Here is a 17,999-nt window from a genome sequence, read left to right as displayed (position 1 = left end):
CTTTCAACATTGATGAAAAATTACCTGAGCGTTAATGCAAGCCAACCCTCAATATCCCTGAAAACAACATCCCTGCAAACTTCATTAAGAATTTCGTGGCGAGCACCCGGATAAAAAATATATGACAAACGAAGATGTCCTTGTTTCGCGTAGCGATCTATCAATTTCGTGACCGACCTTGTTTTTTCACCGACCGGATCCTCAGTGCCGCAGATGATCAAAATTGGAAGCGACCGCGGTATACGCTGCTCAGCCCCTTCCCTCCAAATTGATTGAAATCCGTCCGCAACCGAATACAAAAGACTGTTACAGAAAATCTTTCCGCACAATGGATCATCAAAGAATTTATTTAACTCAACTTTATCGCCCGTCATCCACTCCCCGCCTGTCGTCGAGCTTCCACCAACGAACGACGAATTGAAAGACTCCAACATTTCCTCCATAAATCCAGATATTTCATGCGCCTTGTCGCTTTCGGCAAGTCGCTTCAAATCTGGCAGCATCGTATCAACGTCAGTCGAACTCTTTCCCGGAAAGCTACCCATTGTTCCGCACAAAATGACACCTGCAAGCGAATCACCATGCTCTTGAGCATAAATTTGCGTCAGGGCCGACCCCATGCTGTGCCCAAAAGCAATCAGTGGCAAATTTGGATACGCCCTCTTTGCGATTTTTCCAATCTGGGCAATATCCGATTTCATAAGCTCCCAGGCATCGATGCCAGCAATGCCGAGCTTTCCATCTCGTGCGGTGCGCCCGTGAGCTCGAAGATCAAGCGCGTAAACGACATAACCATGGCAAGAAAGTTCGTGCGCGAATTGATCATATCGACCACTATGCTCAGAGATCCCATGTGTTATCTGAATCAAACCACGAGGCATCATATTAGCGGGCGGCGACCAGCGACGCGCGCAAATCATTTCTCCATCACGATCAGAAGAAAACGAAAAATCTGAATAACTTCCAGAAAACGTTCCGTACATTCTCATCCCCTAAATTTTCAATCGAACACAGATCAATACCAATACTCAAAAAACGCCCACAAGACTCGCAATCAATATTAGATTTCCGTCACTTATGAAAATCACTCTGCATAATCGAAAAATCGATCTGCATAACAGAGAACAGAAATGCCGTCGACACGCCGAAGAGAAATACACCGACCGATGCCTCGATCGCGCCCATAATCTGCCATTGATCAGTCAGATTGATACCCGAAGCACCCCGTGTTGCCATCGTGTCGATCGAGTAAAGCAATGCATCGCCGAAGGTGGTCACAGCACCGACACCGACATAAATGACAGCCCAGGCGGCGGCTTCAAACACGTGAAGTAAGCCGAGCGCTACGCAGATAAAAATCAACAATCCGACGAACTTCTCCAACTGTATGCGGACATTGTCGGGGTGAATGCGGAGCGCTATGCGCAGTCGACGTGCAACGGTCGCCAACAAAACCATCGACGTCGCGTGAAGCAGGATGCTCCCGATGCCGAGCAGGATGCAGAACGTCCAAATTTCCATGAGAGAAAATTGAATTGATTCGCTGTCGAAGAGGAAAGTCCGATGAGTTCATTTTCGGGACGGCATCGACACGCGAATCAAGCGAATCAATTCGCGCGCCGACTTTGAGCGGTGGGCCGTGACGACGACGATGTTGTGATCACCTTCGTCACGTACACTGATTATTTCCGGGGCACTGCCCCGGAAACCACATCATCAGGAAGCGCATACGCGACAAGTGCATCACTGATCGGCGTTTCCATGAAGTGGTGCCCACCGGCCATAATTACCACGTATTGTTTGCCGTTCGCCGAATAGGTCATCGGAGTTGCCTGCCCTCCCCCCGGTAGTAAATCGGTCCACACCATCTTTCCGGTCTTCTGGTCGAATGCATGAAGCAGGTTATCGGTCGCAGCACCAGCGAAAATCAGATTCCCGGCGGTAATGATCGGGCCACCATTGTTCGGTGTGCCAACTTGAATCGGCATGTAGGTCGGAAGTCCGAACGGACCATTTGCGCGTGCGGTCCCAAACGGATGTTGCCAAACGACCTTCTGGTTGTGCATGTCGATCGCAGTGATCATCCCATAGGGAGGTTCATTGCACAGCACCTTCGTAAGCGGCATCAAGAAGGGCTCGACGTCGATGCCGTACGGTGTATCCGCCATCGCTCCTGGCCCTTCCGCGGTGGATTTTTCGGTATGCCTCGGATCGTCCTTCGAAAACAGGCCCATCGAATCAGCTTCTTTACGGGACAGCAGCCTGTCGTACATCGGCGTGACGTTCCAGTTTGCGATCAGCACGCCCTTCGTCGGGTCATAGGCGACACTCCCCCAGTCCACGCCACCGTTGTATCCTGGATATTCAATCCACGGCTTGTCGGTAACCGGTGGCGTAAATTCACCAACGTAATGCGCCTGACGAAATTTGATGCGGCAATACAGCTGATCGAACGGCGTCATCCCCCACATCGTTTTTTCCTGCAGATCCGGGAACGCAAGGCGCGGCATGCGAGTCGACCACGGTTGCGTCGGCGCGCGCGGATCGTTCGGCACATTGCCTGGCGGCGCCGGTTGCTCTTCGACCGGCAACAACGGTTTGCCATCGCGCCGATCTACAACGAACAACTGTCCGCGTTTGGTGGGAATCACCATGGCCGGTACCGAACCGTTGCTCGTCGGGAATTCAAAAAGGGTCGGTTGCGATCCAATATCGTAGTCCCAGACATCCTTGTGAGCAGTCTGGAACACCCAGCGTTCTTCGCCTGTTGCAGCATCGAGGGCAACGATTGCAGACGCGACGCGGTTTTCATTCGGCGTACGCATCGCGCTGTAGTAGTCTGCCGCCGAATTGCCGGTCGGGATGTAGACGAGACCCAGACTGTCGTCGCCAGCCAGCGGCCCCCATGAGTTCGGCGTACCGCGGCTATATTCCTCTCCCGGCCCCGGTTCACCGCGTTGACCTGGTCGATTCACATCCCAAGCCCATTTGAACGCGCCCGTATCAGCGTCGTATCCGCGAATCACGCCCGACGGCGCCCAGCGGCGCTGACCGTCGAGCACCTCGTGGTTCGCAACGATCGTTCCATTGACGATAACGGGTGGGGACGTCATCGCGACGAAACCAGGCACCGTCTTGCCAAGTCCCTTCAACAAACTGACCTGGCCGTGCTCGCCAAATCCTTCGCACGATGCTCCTGTAGTCGCATCAACCGCGATCAAGCGACCATCGATCGTGCCTTCAATGATCTTCTCGTGACATTGCCGCCCGACCGGAATCGTCTTCGACACGTGATGCACAAGACCACGACATGCCGCCGTGTACGGCACGCTCTCGTACCGAGTTCCGACATCGTGCGTCCAGATTGCCTTGCCTGTCGTAGGATCAAGCTTCGCAAGATTGTTAGTCGCCGTACACAAATAAAGGCCATCCCCGACCTTGATCGGCGTCATTTCAGCTGCCCACTTGTTCGCCTTACCTTTCGGAGGCAAATCGCCCGTGTGATAAACCCACGCTACTTTCAGCTTCGATACATTGCTACTGTTAATCTGATCGAGCGGCGAGTATCGGGTTGCATCCGTATCGCGGCCATAGTGACGCCAGTCAGCGTCCGGTTGCCCTGCACGCTGCGCAGCGCGTCGCGCGCCATCGGAAACGAGCTGCTCGCCCGTCATTGGCGCATCGGAAAGAAAGCTCTGTTGTGGGATGAACGACAAAGCAAATGCAACACCGGCGAACGCGACACATCCGGCCGCAAGTATCTTTGCCAAATTGCGACCGTATCCGCTCAATCCCCCCGCACTTACTAGCCGCGGCAGCATTAAGGCAACAAAGAATGCGAGCCCTGTAAGGAAACCCATTCTGGGTACCCATCCCCACAGCCGGGATGCGGTTTCGTACAACGTCCAGAGCAGCGTAATCGCGTAGATAACGCCGAATACCGTTGCCCCGAGGAGGCGTCTTCGCCACAAAAGCCACCCTGACCAGACCAGTAAGGCACCCGCGATTATGTAATACGGACTGCCGTCCAGCAACAGAAGGCCAATTCCCCCAAAGAGCATGGTCAATCCACTGATCAGGATCACTGCTGCTATGACGCGATCCCAGATCGGCAAAAATCTGTTTAAGTTAATCATTTTGTTACTCATAAAAACCCCTAAATCAGACTGCGCGAATCGATCTTCCCGTTGAGATCGCGCATACGCGAATGACTGGTGCAGACGTCCGTCTACAAACTGTTCTCAAGCTCACGCCAGTTCACGAGAATTTCGTTCGTTGCGAAACGTGATTTCCTTGACAGATTCCAATGGTGCGAACGCAGCTTCGCGCGCTTTCAGAATTTGATCGTGGTGCGGTGACTTACTGCATGCGGGATCCGTCTTGCTTGCATCACCTGTCATCATGAAAGCCTGGCAGCGGCACCCGCCGAGATCCTGCTTCCTCTCGTCACACGACCGACAGGGTTCGGACATCCAGGCCTCACCCCGATATCGGTTGAAACCGAACGACTCGCGCCAGATGTACGAAAGATCGTGGTCGCGCACATTCGGGAAGGGGATGGGGAGTTGCCTCGCGCCGTGACACGGGAGTGCCGTACCGTCTGGTGTGACAATCAAAAACAGGTTTCCCCAACCGCTCATGCACGGCTTCGGCCTGTCCTCGTAATAGTCCGGCGTCACAAATATCAACTTGCACGGGCTGCCTTCTGCGGCTAGTTTCGTGCGATATTCGTTCGTGATGCGTTCTGCTCGCAGAAGCTGCTCTCGCGTCGGCAGGAGCGCATCACGGTTCAGATAAGCCCAGCCGTAGTACTGGCACGTCGCAAGCTCAACATAGTCCGCCTCAAGCGCGATACAAAGCTCGATGATCTTGTTGATCTCGTCGATGTTGTACCGATGCGTGACAAAATTCAGCACCATCGGGTAACCACGCGCCTTCACCGCGCGTGCCATCTCGATCTTTTGCGCAAACGCCTTTGCTGACCCAGCGAGCATGCTGCTCACTTCCTCGTCGCTTGCCTGAAAACTGATCTGAATGTGGTCGAGGCCAGCACGATGAAGATCAACGATCTTCTGCTCGGTCAGTCCGATACCCGAAGTGATCAGGTTGGTGTAGTAGCCGAGTCGCCGGGCCTCTCCAATCAGATCGACAAGATCTTGTCGAACAAGCGGCTCTCCGCCCGAGAAGCCGATCTGCACAGCCCCCATCTTCCGCCCCTGGGCCATCACTTTGAACCACTGCTCCGTATCGAGCTCCACGCCCTGGCGCGCGAAATCCAACGGGTTCGAGCAGTACGGACATTGCAGCGGACATCGATAAGTGAGTTCCGCCAAAAGCCAAAGTGGCAGACCGACTGCAACCGGTTCAACAATCGGAGTCTCAGGGTTACACGAGTTCAAGCCAATGCTCGCCACGGGCGGTCTCCATGAAGTCCTCGACATCTGCGCCGAGTTCCTGCGCATCCGGAAACTGCTGTTGAAGATGCGCGACAATTTCCGCCACGGTGCACATACCGTCGATCAGTTGACCGATCGCGCTTGCGCTTTCGTTGAACCTGACCATGCCCTCCGGGTACAGCAGCACATATGCCTTCTGCACGGGTTCATACTGAAAGCGAAAGCCCTGTCGCCAAAGCGGCACTCTGTTTCGATCGAAACTCATAGGGCGATTCCTCGGTGCCAGACCGGCTGATCCGTTACTGTGTGATAGGGTGGTCGATGCAGTTCGTAAGCCATCGACATCGCATCGAGCATCGTCCAAAGAATGTCGAGTTTGAACTGCAGAATCTCTAGCATTCGTTGCTGACTCTCGTAGGTCGTGTAATGCCGCAGTGTGATGTCAAGTCCGTGCTCGACATCGCGGCGCGCTTGACCAAGGCGAGTACGAAAGTATGCGTAACCGTCAGGATCGATCCACGGATAGTGGCGTGGCCATGTATCGAGGCGAGACTGATGGATCTCGGGCGCAAACAACTCGGTCAGCGAACTGCTCGCAGCCTCCTGCCAGGTCGCACGACGAGCAAAATTCACATAGGCATCGACCGCGAAGCGCACGCCCGGCAACACAAGCTCATGTGATCGCAAGTCAGCCACCTGCAGTCCGACTGCCTCGCCCAGTCGAAGCCACGCTTCGATACCCCCCTCTTCATTGGCCATTCCGTCGTGGTCGAGCAGGCGCTGGACCCATAGCCGCCGAGCATCACGGTCTGGGCAGTTTGCGAGAATCGCGGCATCCTTCACCGGAATGTTGACCTGATAGTAGAAGCGGTTCGCGACCCAACCCTGAATCTGTTCTCGCGACGCTTCGCCGTTGAACATGGCAACTTGATACGGATGATGAATGTGATAGAACGCACCCTTTGCTCGCAGTGCCTGTTCGAACTTGTCAGGAGTAAGAGGCTGGCTCATTAACGATTCCGTGCTATATGAAGGGTGGGGTGGGATATCACATACCGCGCGGCGGTCGTCAGGAACGACTGCCTCGATTTCTGACATCTGATCGATGGCTCTGTCTATAAATCAATCCGCATTCCATCGAATGCAACCTCAACGCCACGACGGGCCAATTCCGCACGTTCTGGAGATCGTTCGTCGAGGATCGGGTTCGTATTGTTGATATGAATCAATACTTTTCTGGGGCTGGATACGTGATCCAGTACCTCCAGCATCCCACCTGGTCCGTTAAGGGCAAGGTGGCCCATCTCACGTCCCGTGCGAGTGCCAACTCCACGCCGTTTCATTTCATCGTCATCCCACAGCGTGCCGTCCACAAGCAGGCAATCCACCGCCTTCATTTGCTGCAGCAACGCATCGTCCACTGCACCAAGCCCGGGCGCGTACAACAGCGTGTAGCCTGAGTACAAGTCCTCGACGATCAAACCGATGTTGTCACCCGGACAAGGATCATGACGACGAGGCGAATACGGCGGAGCCGCACTCGCTAACAGAAACGGCGTGAACCGTAGACTCTCGCATTCGGGCACAACGAAACTACCTTCGAGTGAGATGCGATTCCAGTTCAATCCCCCGTTCCATGGTCTAAGGACTTGGAATAACGGAAAGTCAGTAGTCAAATCTCGGTGAACCATATCGGTACACCACACCTGTAGCGGGCACCCCTCACGCAAGCTAAGTAGACCCGCTGTATGATCGACCTGACTATCCGTCAACACCATCGCACTAATACCGGTATCGCGAAGCGAATGGCCAGGTTGCAAAGAAGGAAATCTTTTCAACTGAGAATGAATATCTGGCGACACGTTACACAGCACCCAGTTCACACCATCGCCAGACACCGCAATCGATGACTGTGTGCGAGCTCGAGCCTCTACCGTGCCGTTACGAAACCCCGCGCAGTTGACACAGTTGCAGTTCCATTGCGGAAAACCACCACCGGCGGCAGATCCCAGAATATAAATAATCATGATCATCCGACAATGCTGTAATTTACAAATCCGAACCTACGCCTTACGAACACGGCCCTCATATCAATTGGTCGTTTCTTATTAAATACTTTTTTAGCAAACCTAATTTCCACAACTACACTACGCGCGAAATTCGTCATTACTATGTCAGTACGTGTTCTTCTGAACCGAGTTGCCATGCATCTCTTCTGCGACAACCTTCCCGCGGAACACGCGATACTGCATTGCGTTGTAGAAGAGGATCATGGGTAGCACGACGACCGTCCCGACAAGCGCAAACAACTGACTCGAACGGCTTGACGACGCATCCCAGATCGTCACTGAGGGTGGCACAATGTTCGGCCAAATACTGATGATGAAACCTGTATAGCCTAAGAAGCAGAGCGCCAACGCGAGCAGGAACGGCAACGCCTCACGCCTCGTTCGAATTGCCCAAAAAATTCCCAAGATGCAAGCCACGACGAGAATCGGTACCGGTACGAACCAGAAGAAATTGTCATTACTGAACCAGCGTTGCGCAATGGCCGGCAAGCCGATGACAGTCCACAGACTGACCACGACCATAGCCGCGAGCAGCACGGCAACCAAAGGGGACATCAGCGTGCGCATCTTGTCCTGCAATTCGCCCTCAACCTTGAGGATCAGCCAACCACAGCCGAGCGTTGCATACGTGACCAGTACTCCTATTCCACAAAACAGGCTAAATGGCGAGAGCCAGTCGAAAGGTCCTCCCACGAACCGACCATCCGCAATCTTGATACCTTGCAGCAAGGAGCCCAACACAATACCCTGAGAAAATGCTGCGAGCGCAGACCCCGCGGCGAACGCGAGATCCCACAGATGCTGGGTTCGGTTCGCCCGTGCGCGTAGCTCGAACGCGGCACCACGAAAAATAAGGCCGACAACCATCAGGATTAGTGGCAGATAATTGGCCGGCAACAACGTTGAATAGACGATCGGAAACGCCCCATACAATCCGACTCCACCAAGTACCAGGAACGTCTCGTTGCCATCCCAGACTGGTGCAATCGTGTGAAGCATCACCTGACGCTCGGATTTGCTCTCAAAGAACGGAAACAGCAGACCAATTCCCAAGTCGAAACCGTCAAGCACGACATAGATAAAAACACCGAGCCCGATGATCGCAGCCCATACAACGGGGAGATCGATTTGCATGACTCTATTTGCCCTCCGTCGTATTGGGCGTCAGCGACAGCCCGCGACGACTTGATGCCGCATGTTCTTGCACCACGTCCATATCGCACGGAACCGGCCCCTGCCTCATCAACTTCATCATGTAATGAATACCGGTGCCGAACACCAGGAAATACACGATCACGAAGATCAACAAGGACACGCCGACCTGCTGCACGCTGACCGGCGATACTGAATCGATCGTTCTCAGAACGCCGTACACCGTCCATGGCTGTCGACCAACCTCTGTCGTAATCCATCCAGCGAGAAGTGCGATCAGACCTGACGGCCCCATCCCGAGTACTAACCACTGATACCAGCGTGCTTCATACATGCGATCGCGTCGTCGCAAGTACAGTCCAAGAACAGCCGTCAGTAGCATCAACATGCCAAGACCGGCCATGATCCTGAACGTCCAGAAAATGATGGTCGAGTTTGGTCGATCACGTGCAGGAAATTCCTTCAACCCACGAATTTCGCCATCCCAACTGTGAGTCAAAATTAGACTTCCCAATTTTGGGATCTGCACGGTATATCGCGTAACCTCGTCGTTCATATCCGGCAATCCGACGAGATTAAGTGCCGTTCCGCCTTTTTCCGTTTCCCACAACCCTTCGATCGCGGCAATCTTGGCCGGTTGATACTTCCGCGTATTAAGTCCGTGCGCATCGCCGACAACGATCTGAATCGGCGCCAGGATCAACAACATCCACAATGCCATCGAAAAGCCACGCTTGATCGATTCATCGCGACGGCCCTTCAGGAGATGCCATGCACTACATGCTGCGACGATGAAGGCGGCTACGATAAAGGCCGCAATCGCCATATGAGCGAGTCGGTACGGAAACGATGGATTGAATACGATCTTGATCCAGTCGACTGGAACAATAGTGCCATTCTCGACGGCGAAGCCCTGTGGCGTCTGCATGAAGCTGTTGGATGCAAGAATCCAGAACGTGGAGATCAATGTCCCCACAGCAACCATCACCGTGGCGAAGAAGTGAGCGCGTGGCCCCACACGGTTCCATCCGAACAACATGACGCCAAGAAACCCGGCCTCGAGAAAGAAAGCCGTAAGCACTTCATAGATCAGCAGCGGTCCCGTGATGTTACCGGCAACGCGGGAAAAGCCGCCCCAGTTCGTTCCGAATTCATATGCTAATACGACACCGGAAACAACGCCCATGCCGAAACCGATCGCGAAGATCTTCGACCAAAACTGGAACATCGATTTGTAGACTTCATCACCAGTCTTCAGCCAACGCCACTCCAATACGGCGAGAAAACTGGCCAAGCCAATACTGATCGACGGAAAAATGATGTGGAACGAAACAGTGAACGCGAACTGCAAGCGAGCCAGATTAAATGCATCCAAGATTTCCATAACGTCCTATCACTCGCATCTGCCAACCGTATCCAGCTCGCACCCCGGCTACCCAGGCACCACTACAGCAGCGACTCACACGCGTCCAACACGACGAATCACTCTTCGATGCTCGGCACCTGTTACTGGCAGGCGGTGTCGCAGCCCCTTCACGCGGTCTTCAACCGCCGGGACCACCACCCGCCGCCATGACCATGCTCCCGTGGATCAACGGTTGAATACGTACATCGTAATTTCAAAGCCGAGACGCAGATTGGTGCAAGCAGGCTTCGTCCACATAGCAGAACCTCCCTTCGATCATCTTTAAAAAACACCAAATTCCCACCAAGGCACTCGGGCTTCTTCAACCTTTCTCGCAAAGTCCTCCACGAGCACCCCATCCCTCGAGCGCCTGTCTCGAACAAACACATGTATAGGAGACACAGCACCGCTCGACGTGTTCAAAGGTACCTTGTCGCCCAACTCGAAACCATATTTAAAATCTCGTATACGTCGATCTTTTGTCTCATTTCATTCTCGGGCGGCATGTCGAGATACCAGATCAGATTAGATCAACTGAGGAATTAATTACGCACGTTTCAGGCTGATCGTTAAATGAAATCATTTTTCGAAGCGTGATCACCGCCGGTCGACCAAATCAGCAACTGCCTTCCCAAGTTTGAAGGATCAAGCCCCTGCTACCGCGGCCAAGCCGACGAGTCGGGGCTCGCGACGTCGCGCGTCGCCGCGGCGGGTTCGCTTATAGAAAAGAGAGGCCCCCAGCGCGGAGGTATCAGGCGATGCAGTCGTGCAAAGTTGCGGCGATATCGCAAGCGCTGGGAGCAAAACGTTGATTGTGGTTCGGCCGCGCTACCACATTTGATTGACACGACATCGGCCATCAAACACTTACGTCCCGTGCTACGAACGTAAGCGCTAGGCGTCTCGGCTACACGCTAGTGCAGGCGATGCAGGACTTCCTTCGACCGGGATCCCCCCTTGCTTATGCATTGGCCGTCGCACAAAAACGCCGCTGGAAATCCCAACATTGGCCATTCAAGTTCATGCCCAAAACTGGTTAAGACGCAACCAAGTTTCGAAAAGCGCCGGCCACGCACATACTTCGCTGTTTGCCGCACCAAGTCCCCACCCGTGTCCACCGGTTTGAAATACGTGTAGCTCTGCTGATACGCGTGCAGTACGCATCGCGCTCAACATCAGCAGGCTGTTATCTATCGGGGAAATCGGATCGTCCAGTGCCTGGGCGAGAAACACACGCGGCGTGTTCGAGCCAACCTGCAAATTCACCGATAGCGCCGCGCTTTCCGCCTCGGTCGGATGCTCGCCAACGATATGCACCCGTGTGCGCGTGTGGTCAAAGGGCGGCATCAGCGTTAGCACCGGGTAGATCAGGCCCGCAAGGTCAGGGCGGGCAGACTCGCGGTCAACACCGTCGACTGGCGAATAACGCACGGCATCCGGCGTCACGGCAGTCATGCCCGCTAGGTGCCCACCTGCAGAAAAGCCAAGCACGGCGATCTTCCCTGCCTCATACAGTTCATTTCGCGCACGCGAGCGAATCAGTCGCATCGCACGCTGACCATCCTGCAGTGGCGCGAGCCTCGACCAGCCCTGCTCGGGCAGCCGATACACCAGTTCAAACGCAGTAACCCCCAACGACTTCAGCCATCGGCACGCTGGTGCACTCTCATTGCCCAACTCGATATGATCATAGCCACCACCGGCAATCACAAGAGCCGCGCAGCGACCTGGTCGCTCTGGACGATAAACATTGAGCCTGGGCCGCATGACGTGAGACACACTGCCTTTTTTACCGGATTGCTCTTCCAACGTCGCCCCCTTGGGGGACGGATCAGGTGGCGCGTCCGGCCATAGGTCAATTGTCTCGTCTGGCGCCCCCTCCCCCTGACCTCTCCTCCAGGAGCAATCGCTTACATCTTCTGCCCGCACTGACGGTACAACTGAAGCCATAAGTGCAGCACCTATTAACCTACGTCGGATGTCATCCACAACTACCTCTCCTATCTAATTAGTTTTTCTATTTAATACATATCGCACACATATGTAAAATATATAGATTGTTGATCTCCCATATCGAACCAATATGAACGAAGTCGTCGATATTCGCTTGCTGCGCTATTTCGTTACCGTTGCCGAAGAACGCAGCGTCACACGAGCCGCTCAGCGACTCAACATGGCGCAACCGCCACTCAGCCAACAGATTCGCGCGCTGGAAACCCGACTTGGCGTACAGCTGTTCGAGCGCCAGTCAACTGGTGTCGCGATGACGAACGCAGGTACCGCACTACTAGAGCACGCGTACAAGCTACTAGAGAGTGCCGATGCACTTGTGCCTCATGTCCGACAAGCGGCGCGCGGTCGGCACCGGATGCTGAGAATCGGCATAACGACATCAGCCGCTCTGCATGGGACGACATCGGCTCTATTACGACGCTGCCTTGCTCAGCATGAAGATCTGTATATCGAGTTGCACGACGGCAATGCGCAAGATCTTACGGATGACCTCAGCAGCGGCCAGCTGGATTTGGTGATCGTTCGTGTCCCCGTATTGCAAGCAAACGACTTCGAAACGCTCGTCGTCGACGATGAACCCATGCTGCTTGCTGTGCCCTCCGGCCATCCTCTTAGTGAACAATTTCCACGTTGTGCCCCAATGCTCGACAAACTCCGGGACGAGGATTTCATTCTGGTGCGCCGCTCCGGACAAAACGGCATCTACGAACAACTACTGGCTGCATGTCGAGCAGCCGGCTTTGAGCCGCGCGTCGCAGCCGAAGTAACTCGGATGTTGACCGGACTAAACTTGGTGGCAGCGGGTGTGGGCGTATCGGTCGTCCCCGCATCAATGCGCGGCGTGCTAGCCGGGCAGATCGATTACCTGCCTTGTGAGCAACTCGCCCCGATCAGGGCGCCACTCACGTTGCTACATCGCGGTCGTCATAACAGTACCGCTGCTCAAGATGCGGTAGCAGTCGCACTGCAATACGTGACCGAGGCGATCGACAGAAGCTATGGACACGGCGACCCTACGGGCTGAAACATAAATTGCCCGCGTCAACGTTAGTGAAATCCATGTAGCGCCCCCTCCTCGCACGCACGCGGCCCGTGCTGTAGCAACGCTTCCTCAACGGGCCGCTTGGTTAAGAAGCGTGTCGACAGCTCGAACTTCCGATTGCCGAACCGTCGCATAATCTCGGTTTCTCCGAAAGCAATCTCCCGATCCAAAAGGTATCGCGATGGAAAAATCTACTGCTGATGATCTTCTCCAACAGATAAGGGAATCAAAGGGTTCTGGCTACCTCGATCGCGCCTACCAACGCAGCTTTTCGCTCAATGTATTCCAGATGAATGCTGTGGAACTCATCGCCGCAGCTCAAAGGGTCAAGGATCCTGATCAGGGCATGGCGCTGATGATGGAGAAAAACCACGAAGCCGGACTTCAGGCCCATCGCGAACTTAACCGACACGTTCACAACTTCGTTTCGTCATCTCTGACACTCGTCGAGCATACGCGCGTGTTCATGAGGAAACATTATGCAGACACTGAACTTTTCGAGATCTATGAAAGGCAGGTGATAGCTACGTTCGCGAAATCACCTATAGCGCAGTTCGTCCAAGGCCTTCGAAACTACATGCTCCACAGGGGTCTACCCAATTCCAGCATGTTTATGAAATTTTCGACCAGCGCTGGCGCGACGGATGGTTCCGGCAGGATGGAAACCGGTGTGCAATACGATACTGCCTCGCTGTTAGATTGGAAGGATTGGAAATCTGTGGCGCGCACCTACCTGGAGCAGGCGGGACGGCATCTAGACGTTCACGAATTTGCGCAAGAGTACTTGACCCTCGTCAACCAGTTCCATGGATGGCTGGATGCGACTCTCGCGACGCACCATCGCTCAGACCTTGAAGAGCTCAGACAGCTTCACGTGCGACACCAAACAATTAGTCCAACAAGAGAGCCGATCGCGCCAACCGTCCCTCCAGATTCTCCACCCGTCGAACCATTTGGGCTTACCTCGATTCAAACAGCCGACCTTGATCGGATTTCCCTCGATCTTCTGGGAAGGATTCGAGAGCTTCACCTCAAGCAGGCTCCTCCGGGATTTCCGTCTGAGAGACCCGCCACACAGATTACAGATCGGGAACTGATTGGTCCCGTCACGTTCTGGGGGCAAGAGGTAAATGGAAACGCCGCGCTCATGTTCCTTCTGTATGAAGGAAAATCACATGGTCTGGCGGCGGACGACTACCATGTACTCGACAGTCTGACCGACGCTGTCATGAGTGTAGCTTGGGCTCGCAACGGCCTGAGTCGCAAGTTCGTCGAAGCAACCTTCCTTGATTGGGCAAGGCAACAATTCCCAGCTGCCCAACTGTCATTCCCGGAGGCCCTATGCAACGCCGCTCGGGAAAGTGTCACGGATGTCGAAGTCTGGGCGCCGATCGCTAACATGGAGGTCGAACAGGGGTTCGACTTCGGCCCAGTCCGCATCGAATCAATTACCGCTGCCGTCATGGAGAATCTGCGCAGCAGAGCGCCCTCACCTCGGCCAGAGCAGGAACAGGAAGTTAATCAGTTTTTCGAAAAATTAAAGAGCGAGATTCAAGGCTATGCTGTCGCAATCGTGTCTATTGAGGGCGAGCCAGCATTTGCTGTGGAAAGAGCGCGCAGGATCGCTCAAGACGCTGTGGGATTACTGACCTTCTTCTCTCCAGCAGCTGCCAGATCGTACCTGTTCGGTCCGGTGGCGCTCGCAGGCGCGGAATACATTCCCTCATCCAAGTTGATCGCACTGTACGAAGGAGGCTTCCATCACAGCGAGAGCGTTTTGCCAAAGCATGTGGGGCACTGGCGTCTATCCATACAACAAATTGCGGAACTCAACTCCAACCTCTTGGAAGCAGCAGCCTTGCTGGTCGTTTCAGAGGGCTTGAGTGAATTCGCCCTAGCCGTACGAGCAAGCATCTTGATCTACAGCAAGGGCATCACGTTAGTAGCACCGCTGGATCGCCTACGAAACTGTCTATCCGCCCTCGAAGGCGTCTTGCTCAGACACGATATGGAGCCACGAGCTCACAGTATCGCCAATCGGATGAGTTTCGTTCTCGCTCAAGCAGGCGCCGATGGCGAAGCTGTCAAGAAGATCGTCCAGCAAATCTACTGGTTGCAGGATCAGCCATCACGGACCGAGCAAGGACATCGAGAAAGCGAGTTGATCACGACATTCACTTCCTACGCATACCATGTTCTACACGTGGCGCTCGGCAACGTCCAAACGTTCAGTTCGAAAGTCCAGTTCGTGATTGAAATCGACAGAATGGGTTTGTCTCGTCAATAGTTGCCAATACGGACGGTACTGTTTAGCCTCCTTGAGGTATCTCTCGAGCAGGCAAGGATGATGTGTCGCATGCGAGCGCACACTTCGCTCAACCTCTCGAGGCTGGAATCAGTCGGCATCGGCTGGTTCAGCGACAGCGTGAATCGGACGCTTTCGCTCAGTAGAAGGCATCGTCGCGTCAAAATTCAATCGTTGGCCACTCCGGTCGTCCTCGAATCGACCTTTCGACGCGAAGTGGAAATTCAGTGCTAAAAATGCTTCGCACATGAGGCTTGCGAAATAAAAAGGGGGGACCCATGAAGCAACCGAGGGATGAAGCACAAATTCTTGAGGATCTGGCCGTGCTCGCGGGATCGCCTGGATACGTTCATGCAATCGCACATATCTGTCATCGCGACAACGTCATTCACATCAACGGCAAGCTCAAGTCGGCTGACATGGAGCGGTTGTTCAGCAGAGAGCGATTGAATCGAGCGGAATTGACCACGCTGATTGGTCTGATGGCAAAGAAGCCATTTGATCTGACTCCGCAATCGTATGAAGTGCTCGAGGATTACGTCAAGCGCACCGACTCCCTGATGCAAGAGCTGCACGACGCCATGTCCTACCCAACTTTCGCTGCCATGTTCGAGGCCATGCAGGCGGGGACCGAGCCGCCAGATCCATGGCGTGGACCGGGGATGCGAGAACCTATCTTCTACGGCACCGAATCAGCCTACGCCTTCCAGTACCGGGACTTTGTGCCAGAAAAGTATGCGGACGACGACGAATGGATGCTCAAGGTCAAAGGCTTCACCTCTGGTCACGCTCGGACCATCGCAAAGTCTATGTGTGCTTTGATGGACGAGAAGGGGACACGACTCTTCATAGGTGCCCGAACCGCCGACGTTCCTCCCGAGACCTGGTTGACCGCATTCGAGTTCTCGCTGGATGAGGTGGCATTGCATAGTGGCGTTGCGAAGAGTCTGGTTGAGGCATTCTTCCGCGCATTCCTCTTTGAGGGCGACAACTCGGGATTCAAGGAGGTGGGCGATTTCAATGAGGTTGCCGCTAGGCCGTTGCTAGCGACCAACCGCGGAACTGTGCTCCTTTTCTCACACTACGCTATATACGAGGCCCTCTACGAATCTCCGTTCTTTTGGATGTGGGGTGACAAGCTTTACCGCCCGACAGCAGCCAAGCATCGAGGTGCCTTCACCGAGCAGTTCGCTGCGCGCCGGCTGGCCGGGGTCTTCGGGCGTGAGCATGTCCATACGAATGTGAACCTGCATCGCGGCAAAGACATCGTAGGGGAGGTGGATGTTCTTGTCATCTACGGGGATCGACTCATTATTGTGCAGGCGAAGGCAAAGAAGCTGACTATCGCCGCACGCAAAGGGAACGATAGCCAACTGAGGGCTGACTTTGCTGCTGCCATTCAAGACTCGTATGACCAAGGCTGGGCGTGCGCAAATGAAATACTTGCCGGCGGATGTCAGTTGATTGACGACAGCGGGAAAGAAGTTAGCCTGCCGCCAAGCATCAAAGAAATCTTCTTGTTCAGCCTGGTGTCGGAGCACTATCCTGCGCTCGCCTTTCAGGCCAGCCAGTCGCTGAAATTCGAGACGACGTGTGTCATCCGGCCTCCGTTCGTGATGGACGTGTTCCTTCTCGACACGTTGACGGAGATGTTGACGACACCATTGCGTTTGCTAAGTTACGTGAAATTACGCGTGGCCGTTTCAGATAAGCTGATGAGCGGGCACGAGCTAACTGTTCTCGGGTACCACCTGAAACAGAACCTCTGGCTGAGCGAGAAGTACGACCTTGTCGTCCTTGAGGACTCTATTGCGCAAGACCTGGATGCGGCGATGCTGGTCCGCAGGGATAACCTGCCTGGCGACGATACGCCGGCGGGCATTCTCACGAAAATGCGTGGAACTCGTTACGAGAGTCTCATCAAAGAGATCGAAGCCCGGGCAGACCCAGCAATTCTCGAGCTCGGGTTCCATTTGCTTTCGATGAACGAAGATGCGTGTAGGAACGTCCATCGCATACTCGAAACTATCGAGCGGCATGCGCAACTTGACGGCATGCGACATGACGCCACGCTTGCAGCGAGCGCGCCACCTTGTGGAATCAGCTTTCATTGCAACCCAACGTCATCTTTCGAAGCAGTAGACGTGCTGGAGGACTACTGTGTCAAACGCAAGTACCGGCAACGTGCGGCACAGTGGTTCGGTATCTCCGTGGATCCAACAGGGCAAGTCCAGTTCGGAGTCACGTTGGACTTTCCATGGGAAGCCTCTGATGAAATGGAGCGACTCACGGCCGATATGAAGCCACCCTCTAAAGCGCGCGATGCCCTTTCCCAATATTCGCGAGATATCAGACGCCAGAAGCTCGGTCGAAACGACCCGTGCTTCTGCGGCAGCGGGCTTAAGTACAAGAAGTGCTGCTTGAACTAGCCCGGCGCGATTGCCTGAGTTACCTGCGCGACCAGGCCCTCGAATATGGAAACTACGATTCGGGCTCGACTTGCGCAGGGCATCTTGCACACACGCTACGAACAGTGGCCCTTGATGCCTGAGACCCAGTTTTCCTCAACGCGTCGGCGACAATCACTGTCCAGATTCCACGTTCGTACATCTCCGCC

The 17,999-nt window shown here is 54.4% G+C and carries 14 protein-coding genes; 3 read left to right on the top strand and 11 right to left on the bottom strand.

What is annotated here, in order from left to right; genetic code table 11:
• Window positions 1-20: 20 nt before the first annotated feature.
• The 11 genes from BLA15945_RS06090 to BLA15945_RS06040 all read right to left on the bottom strand — a co-directional run bounded on the left by BLA15945_RS06090 (window position 21) and on the right by BLA15945_RS06040 (window position 12,011).
• A complete protein-coding gene (locus BLA15945_RS06090) occupies window positions 21-983 on the bottom strand; it encodes an alpha/beta fold hydrolase (RefSeq protein ID WP_174991776.1) in 963 nt (320 codons plus the stop codon).
• 88 nt (window positions 984-1,071) lie between these two features.
• The gene (locus tag BLA15945_RS06085) at window positions 1,072-1,521 is read right to left on the bottom strand and encodes a hypothetical protein (RefSeq protein WP_080330622.1); all 450 of its coding nucleotides are present in this window, start codon (window positions 1,519-1,521) and stop codon (window positions 1,072-1,074) included.
• A 161-nt stretch (window positions 1,522-1,682) separates the two neighbouring features.
• The gene (locus tag BLA15945_RS06080) at window positions 1,683-4,148 is read right to left on the bottom strand and encodes a membrane-bound PQQ-dependent dehydrogenase, glucose/quinate/shikimate family (RefSeq protein WP_174991775.1); all 2,466 of its coding nucleotides are present in this window, start codon (window positions 4,146-4,148) and stop codon (window positions 1,683-1,685) included.
• A 99-nt stretch (window positions 4,149-4,247) separates the two neighbouring features.
• Complete coding sequence (gene pqqE / locus BLA15945_RS06075; RefSeq protein ID WP_233464128.1) at window positions 4,248-5,414, bottom strand: pyrroloquinoline quinone biosynthesis protein PqqE; 1,167 nt, start codon at window positions 5,412-5,414, stop codon at window positions 4,248-4,250.
• A complete protein-coding gene (pqqD, locus tag BLA15945_RS06070) occupies window positions 5,386-5,661 on the bottom strand; it encodes a pyrroloquinoline quinone biosynthesis peptide chaperone PqqD (RefSeq protein ID WP_080330625.1) in 276 nt (91 codons plus the stop codon). Before pqqD ends, pqqE begins: the two co-directional genes overlap by 29 nt.
• Window positions 5,658-6,407 (bottom strand): pyrroloquinoline-quinone synthase PqqC, encoded by a 750-nt coding sequence (gene pqqC, locus BLA15945_RS06065; protein ID WP_174991773.1) that lies wholly within the window; start codon window positions 6,405-6,407, stop codon window positions 5,658-5,660. Before pqqC ends, pqqD begins: the two co-directional genes overlap by 4 nt.
• Before the next feature lie 104 nt (window positions 6,408-6,511).
• Entirely contained in the window at window positions 6,512-7,423 is a 912-nt protein-coding gene (pqqB, locus tag BLA15945_RS06060; protein WP_174991789.1) for a pyrroloquinoline quinone biosynthesis protein PqqB, read from the bottom strand.
• A gap of 147 nt (window positions 7,424-7,570) precedes the next feature.
• Window positions 7,571-8,599: a cytochrome d ubiquinol oxidase subunit II gene (gene cydB, locus BLA15945_RS06055; protein WP_174991772.1), complete on the bottom strand. Its 1,029-nt coding sequence runs from the start codon at window positions 8,597-8,599 to the stop codon at window positions 7,571-7,573.
• Between the two features lie 4 nt (window positions 8,600-8,603).
• A complete protein-coding gene (locus BLA15945_RS06050; protein ID WP_174991771.1) occupies window positions 8,604-10,001 on the bottom strand; it encodes a cytochrome ubiquinol oxidase subunit I in 1,398 nt (465 codons plus the stop codon).
• Window positions 10,002-10,208: 207 nt separating this feature from the next.
• Window positions 10,209-10,280, bottom strand: a complete 72-nt coding sequence (gene pqqA, locus BLA15945_RS38005; protein WP_143263606.1) for a pyrroloquinoline quinone precursor peptide PqqA — start codon at window positions 10,278-10,280, stop codon at window positions 10,209-10,211.
• 762 nt (window positions 10,281-11,042) lie between these two features.
• Window positions 11,043-12,011, bottom strand: coding sequence for an alpha/beta hydrolase (locus BLA15945_RS06040; protein ID WP_174991770.1), 969 nt, complete (start codon window positions 12,009-12,011; stop codon window positions 11,043-11,045).
• Between the two features lie 94 nt (window positions 12,012-12,105).
• Between BLA15945_RS06040 and BLA15945_RS06035 the strand changes: the two genes are divergently transcribed.
• The 3 genes from BLA15945_RS06035 to BLA15945_RS06025 all read left to right on the top strand — a co-directional run bounded on the left by BLA15945_RS06035 (window position 12,106) and on the right by BLA15945_RS06025 (window position 17,811).
• Window positions 12,106-13,059: a LysR family transcriptional regulator gene (locus BLA15945_RS06035; RefSeq protein ID WP_174991769.1), complete on the top strand. Its 954-nt coding sequence runs from the start codon at window positions 12,106-12,108 to the stop codon at window positions 13,057-13,059.
• A gap of 199 nt (window positions 13,060-13,258) precedes the next feature.
• Window positions 13,259-15,364 carry a hypothetical protein gene (locus tag BLA15945_RS06030; protein ID WP_174991768.1) on the top strand — a complete coding sequence of 702 codons (2,106 nt, stop codon included), beginning with the start codon at window positions 13,259-13,261 and terminating at the stop codon, window positions 15,362-15,364.
• Window positions 15,365-15,660: 296 nt separating this feature from the next.
• Window positions 15,661-17,811 (top strand): SEC-C metal-binding domain-containing protein, encoded by a 2,151-nt coding sequence (locus BLA15945_RS06025; RefSeq protein ID WP_174991767.1) that lies wholly within the window; start codon window positions 15,661-15,663, stop codon window positions 17,809-17,811.
• Window positions 17,812-17,999 lie beyond the last annotated feature (188 nt).

Source organism: Burkholderia arboris (genome assembly GCF_902499125.1).
In the GTDB taxonomy this organism is placed as follows: Bacteria; Pseudomonadota; Gammaproteobacteria; order Burkholderiales; family Burkholderiaceae; genus Burkholderia; species Burkholderia arboris.
The sequence above is the reverse complement of the archived record's forward strand: the minus strand, read 5'-3'. Positions and strand labels throughout refer to the sequence as shown.

What these genes read in the sequence shown, in the direction of transcription:
- BLA15945_RS06080 (WP_174991775.1), bottom strand. Translation starts at nt 4,148, where the DNA reads ATGAGTAACAAAATGATTAACTTAAACAGATTTTTGCCGATCTGGGAT.
- pqqB (WP_174991789.1), bottom strand. Translation starts at nt 7,423, where the DNA reads ATGATTATTTATATTCTGGGATCTGCCGCCGGTGGTGGTTTTCCGCAA.
- pqqD (WP_080330625.1), bottom strand. Translation starts at nt 5,661, where the DNA reads ATGAGTTTCGATCGAAACAGAGTGCCGCTTTGGCGACAGGGCTTTCGC.
- BLA15945_RS06025 (WP_174991767.1), top strand. Translation starts at nt 15,661, where the DNA reads ATGAAGCAACCGAGGGATGAAGCACAAATTCTTGAGGATCTGGCCGTG.
- BLA15945_RS06050 (WP_174991771.1), bottom strand. Translation starts at nt 10,001, where the DNA reads ATGGAAATCTTGGATGCATTTAATCTGGCTCGCTTGCAGTTCGCGTTC.
- BLA15945_RS06090 (WP_174991776.1), bottom strand. Translation starts at nt 983, where the DNA reads ATGTACGGAACGTTTTCTGGAAGTTATTCAGATTTTTCGTTTTCTTCT.
- pqqC (WP_174991773.1), bottom strand. Translation starts at nt 6,407, where the DNA reads ATGAGCCAGCCTCTTACTCCTGACAAGTTCGAACAGGCACTGCGAGCA.
- BLA15945_RS06085 (WP_080330622.1), bottom strand. Translation starts at nt 1,521, where the DNA reads ATGGAAATTTGGACGTTCTGCATCCTGCTCGGCATCGGGAGCATCCTG.
- cydB (WP_174991772.1), bottom strand. Translation starts at nt 8,599, where the DNA reads ATGCAAATCGATCTCCCCGTTGTATGGGCTGCGATCATCGGGCTCGGT.
- BLA15945_RS06035 (WP_174991769.1), top strand. Translation starts at nt 12,106, where the DNA reads ATGAACGAAGTCGTCGATATTCGCTTGCTGCGCTATTTCGTTACCGTT.
- BLA15945_RS06030 (WP_174991768.1), top strand. Translation starts at nt 13,259, where the DNA reads ATGGAAAAATCTACTGCTGATGATCTTCTCCAACAGATAAGGGAATCA.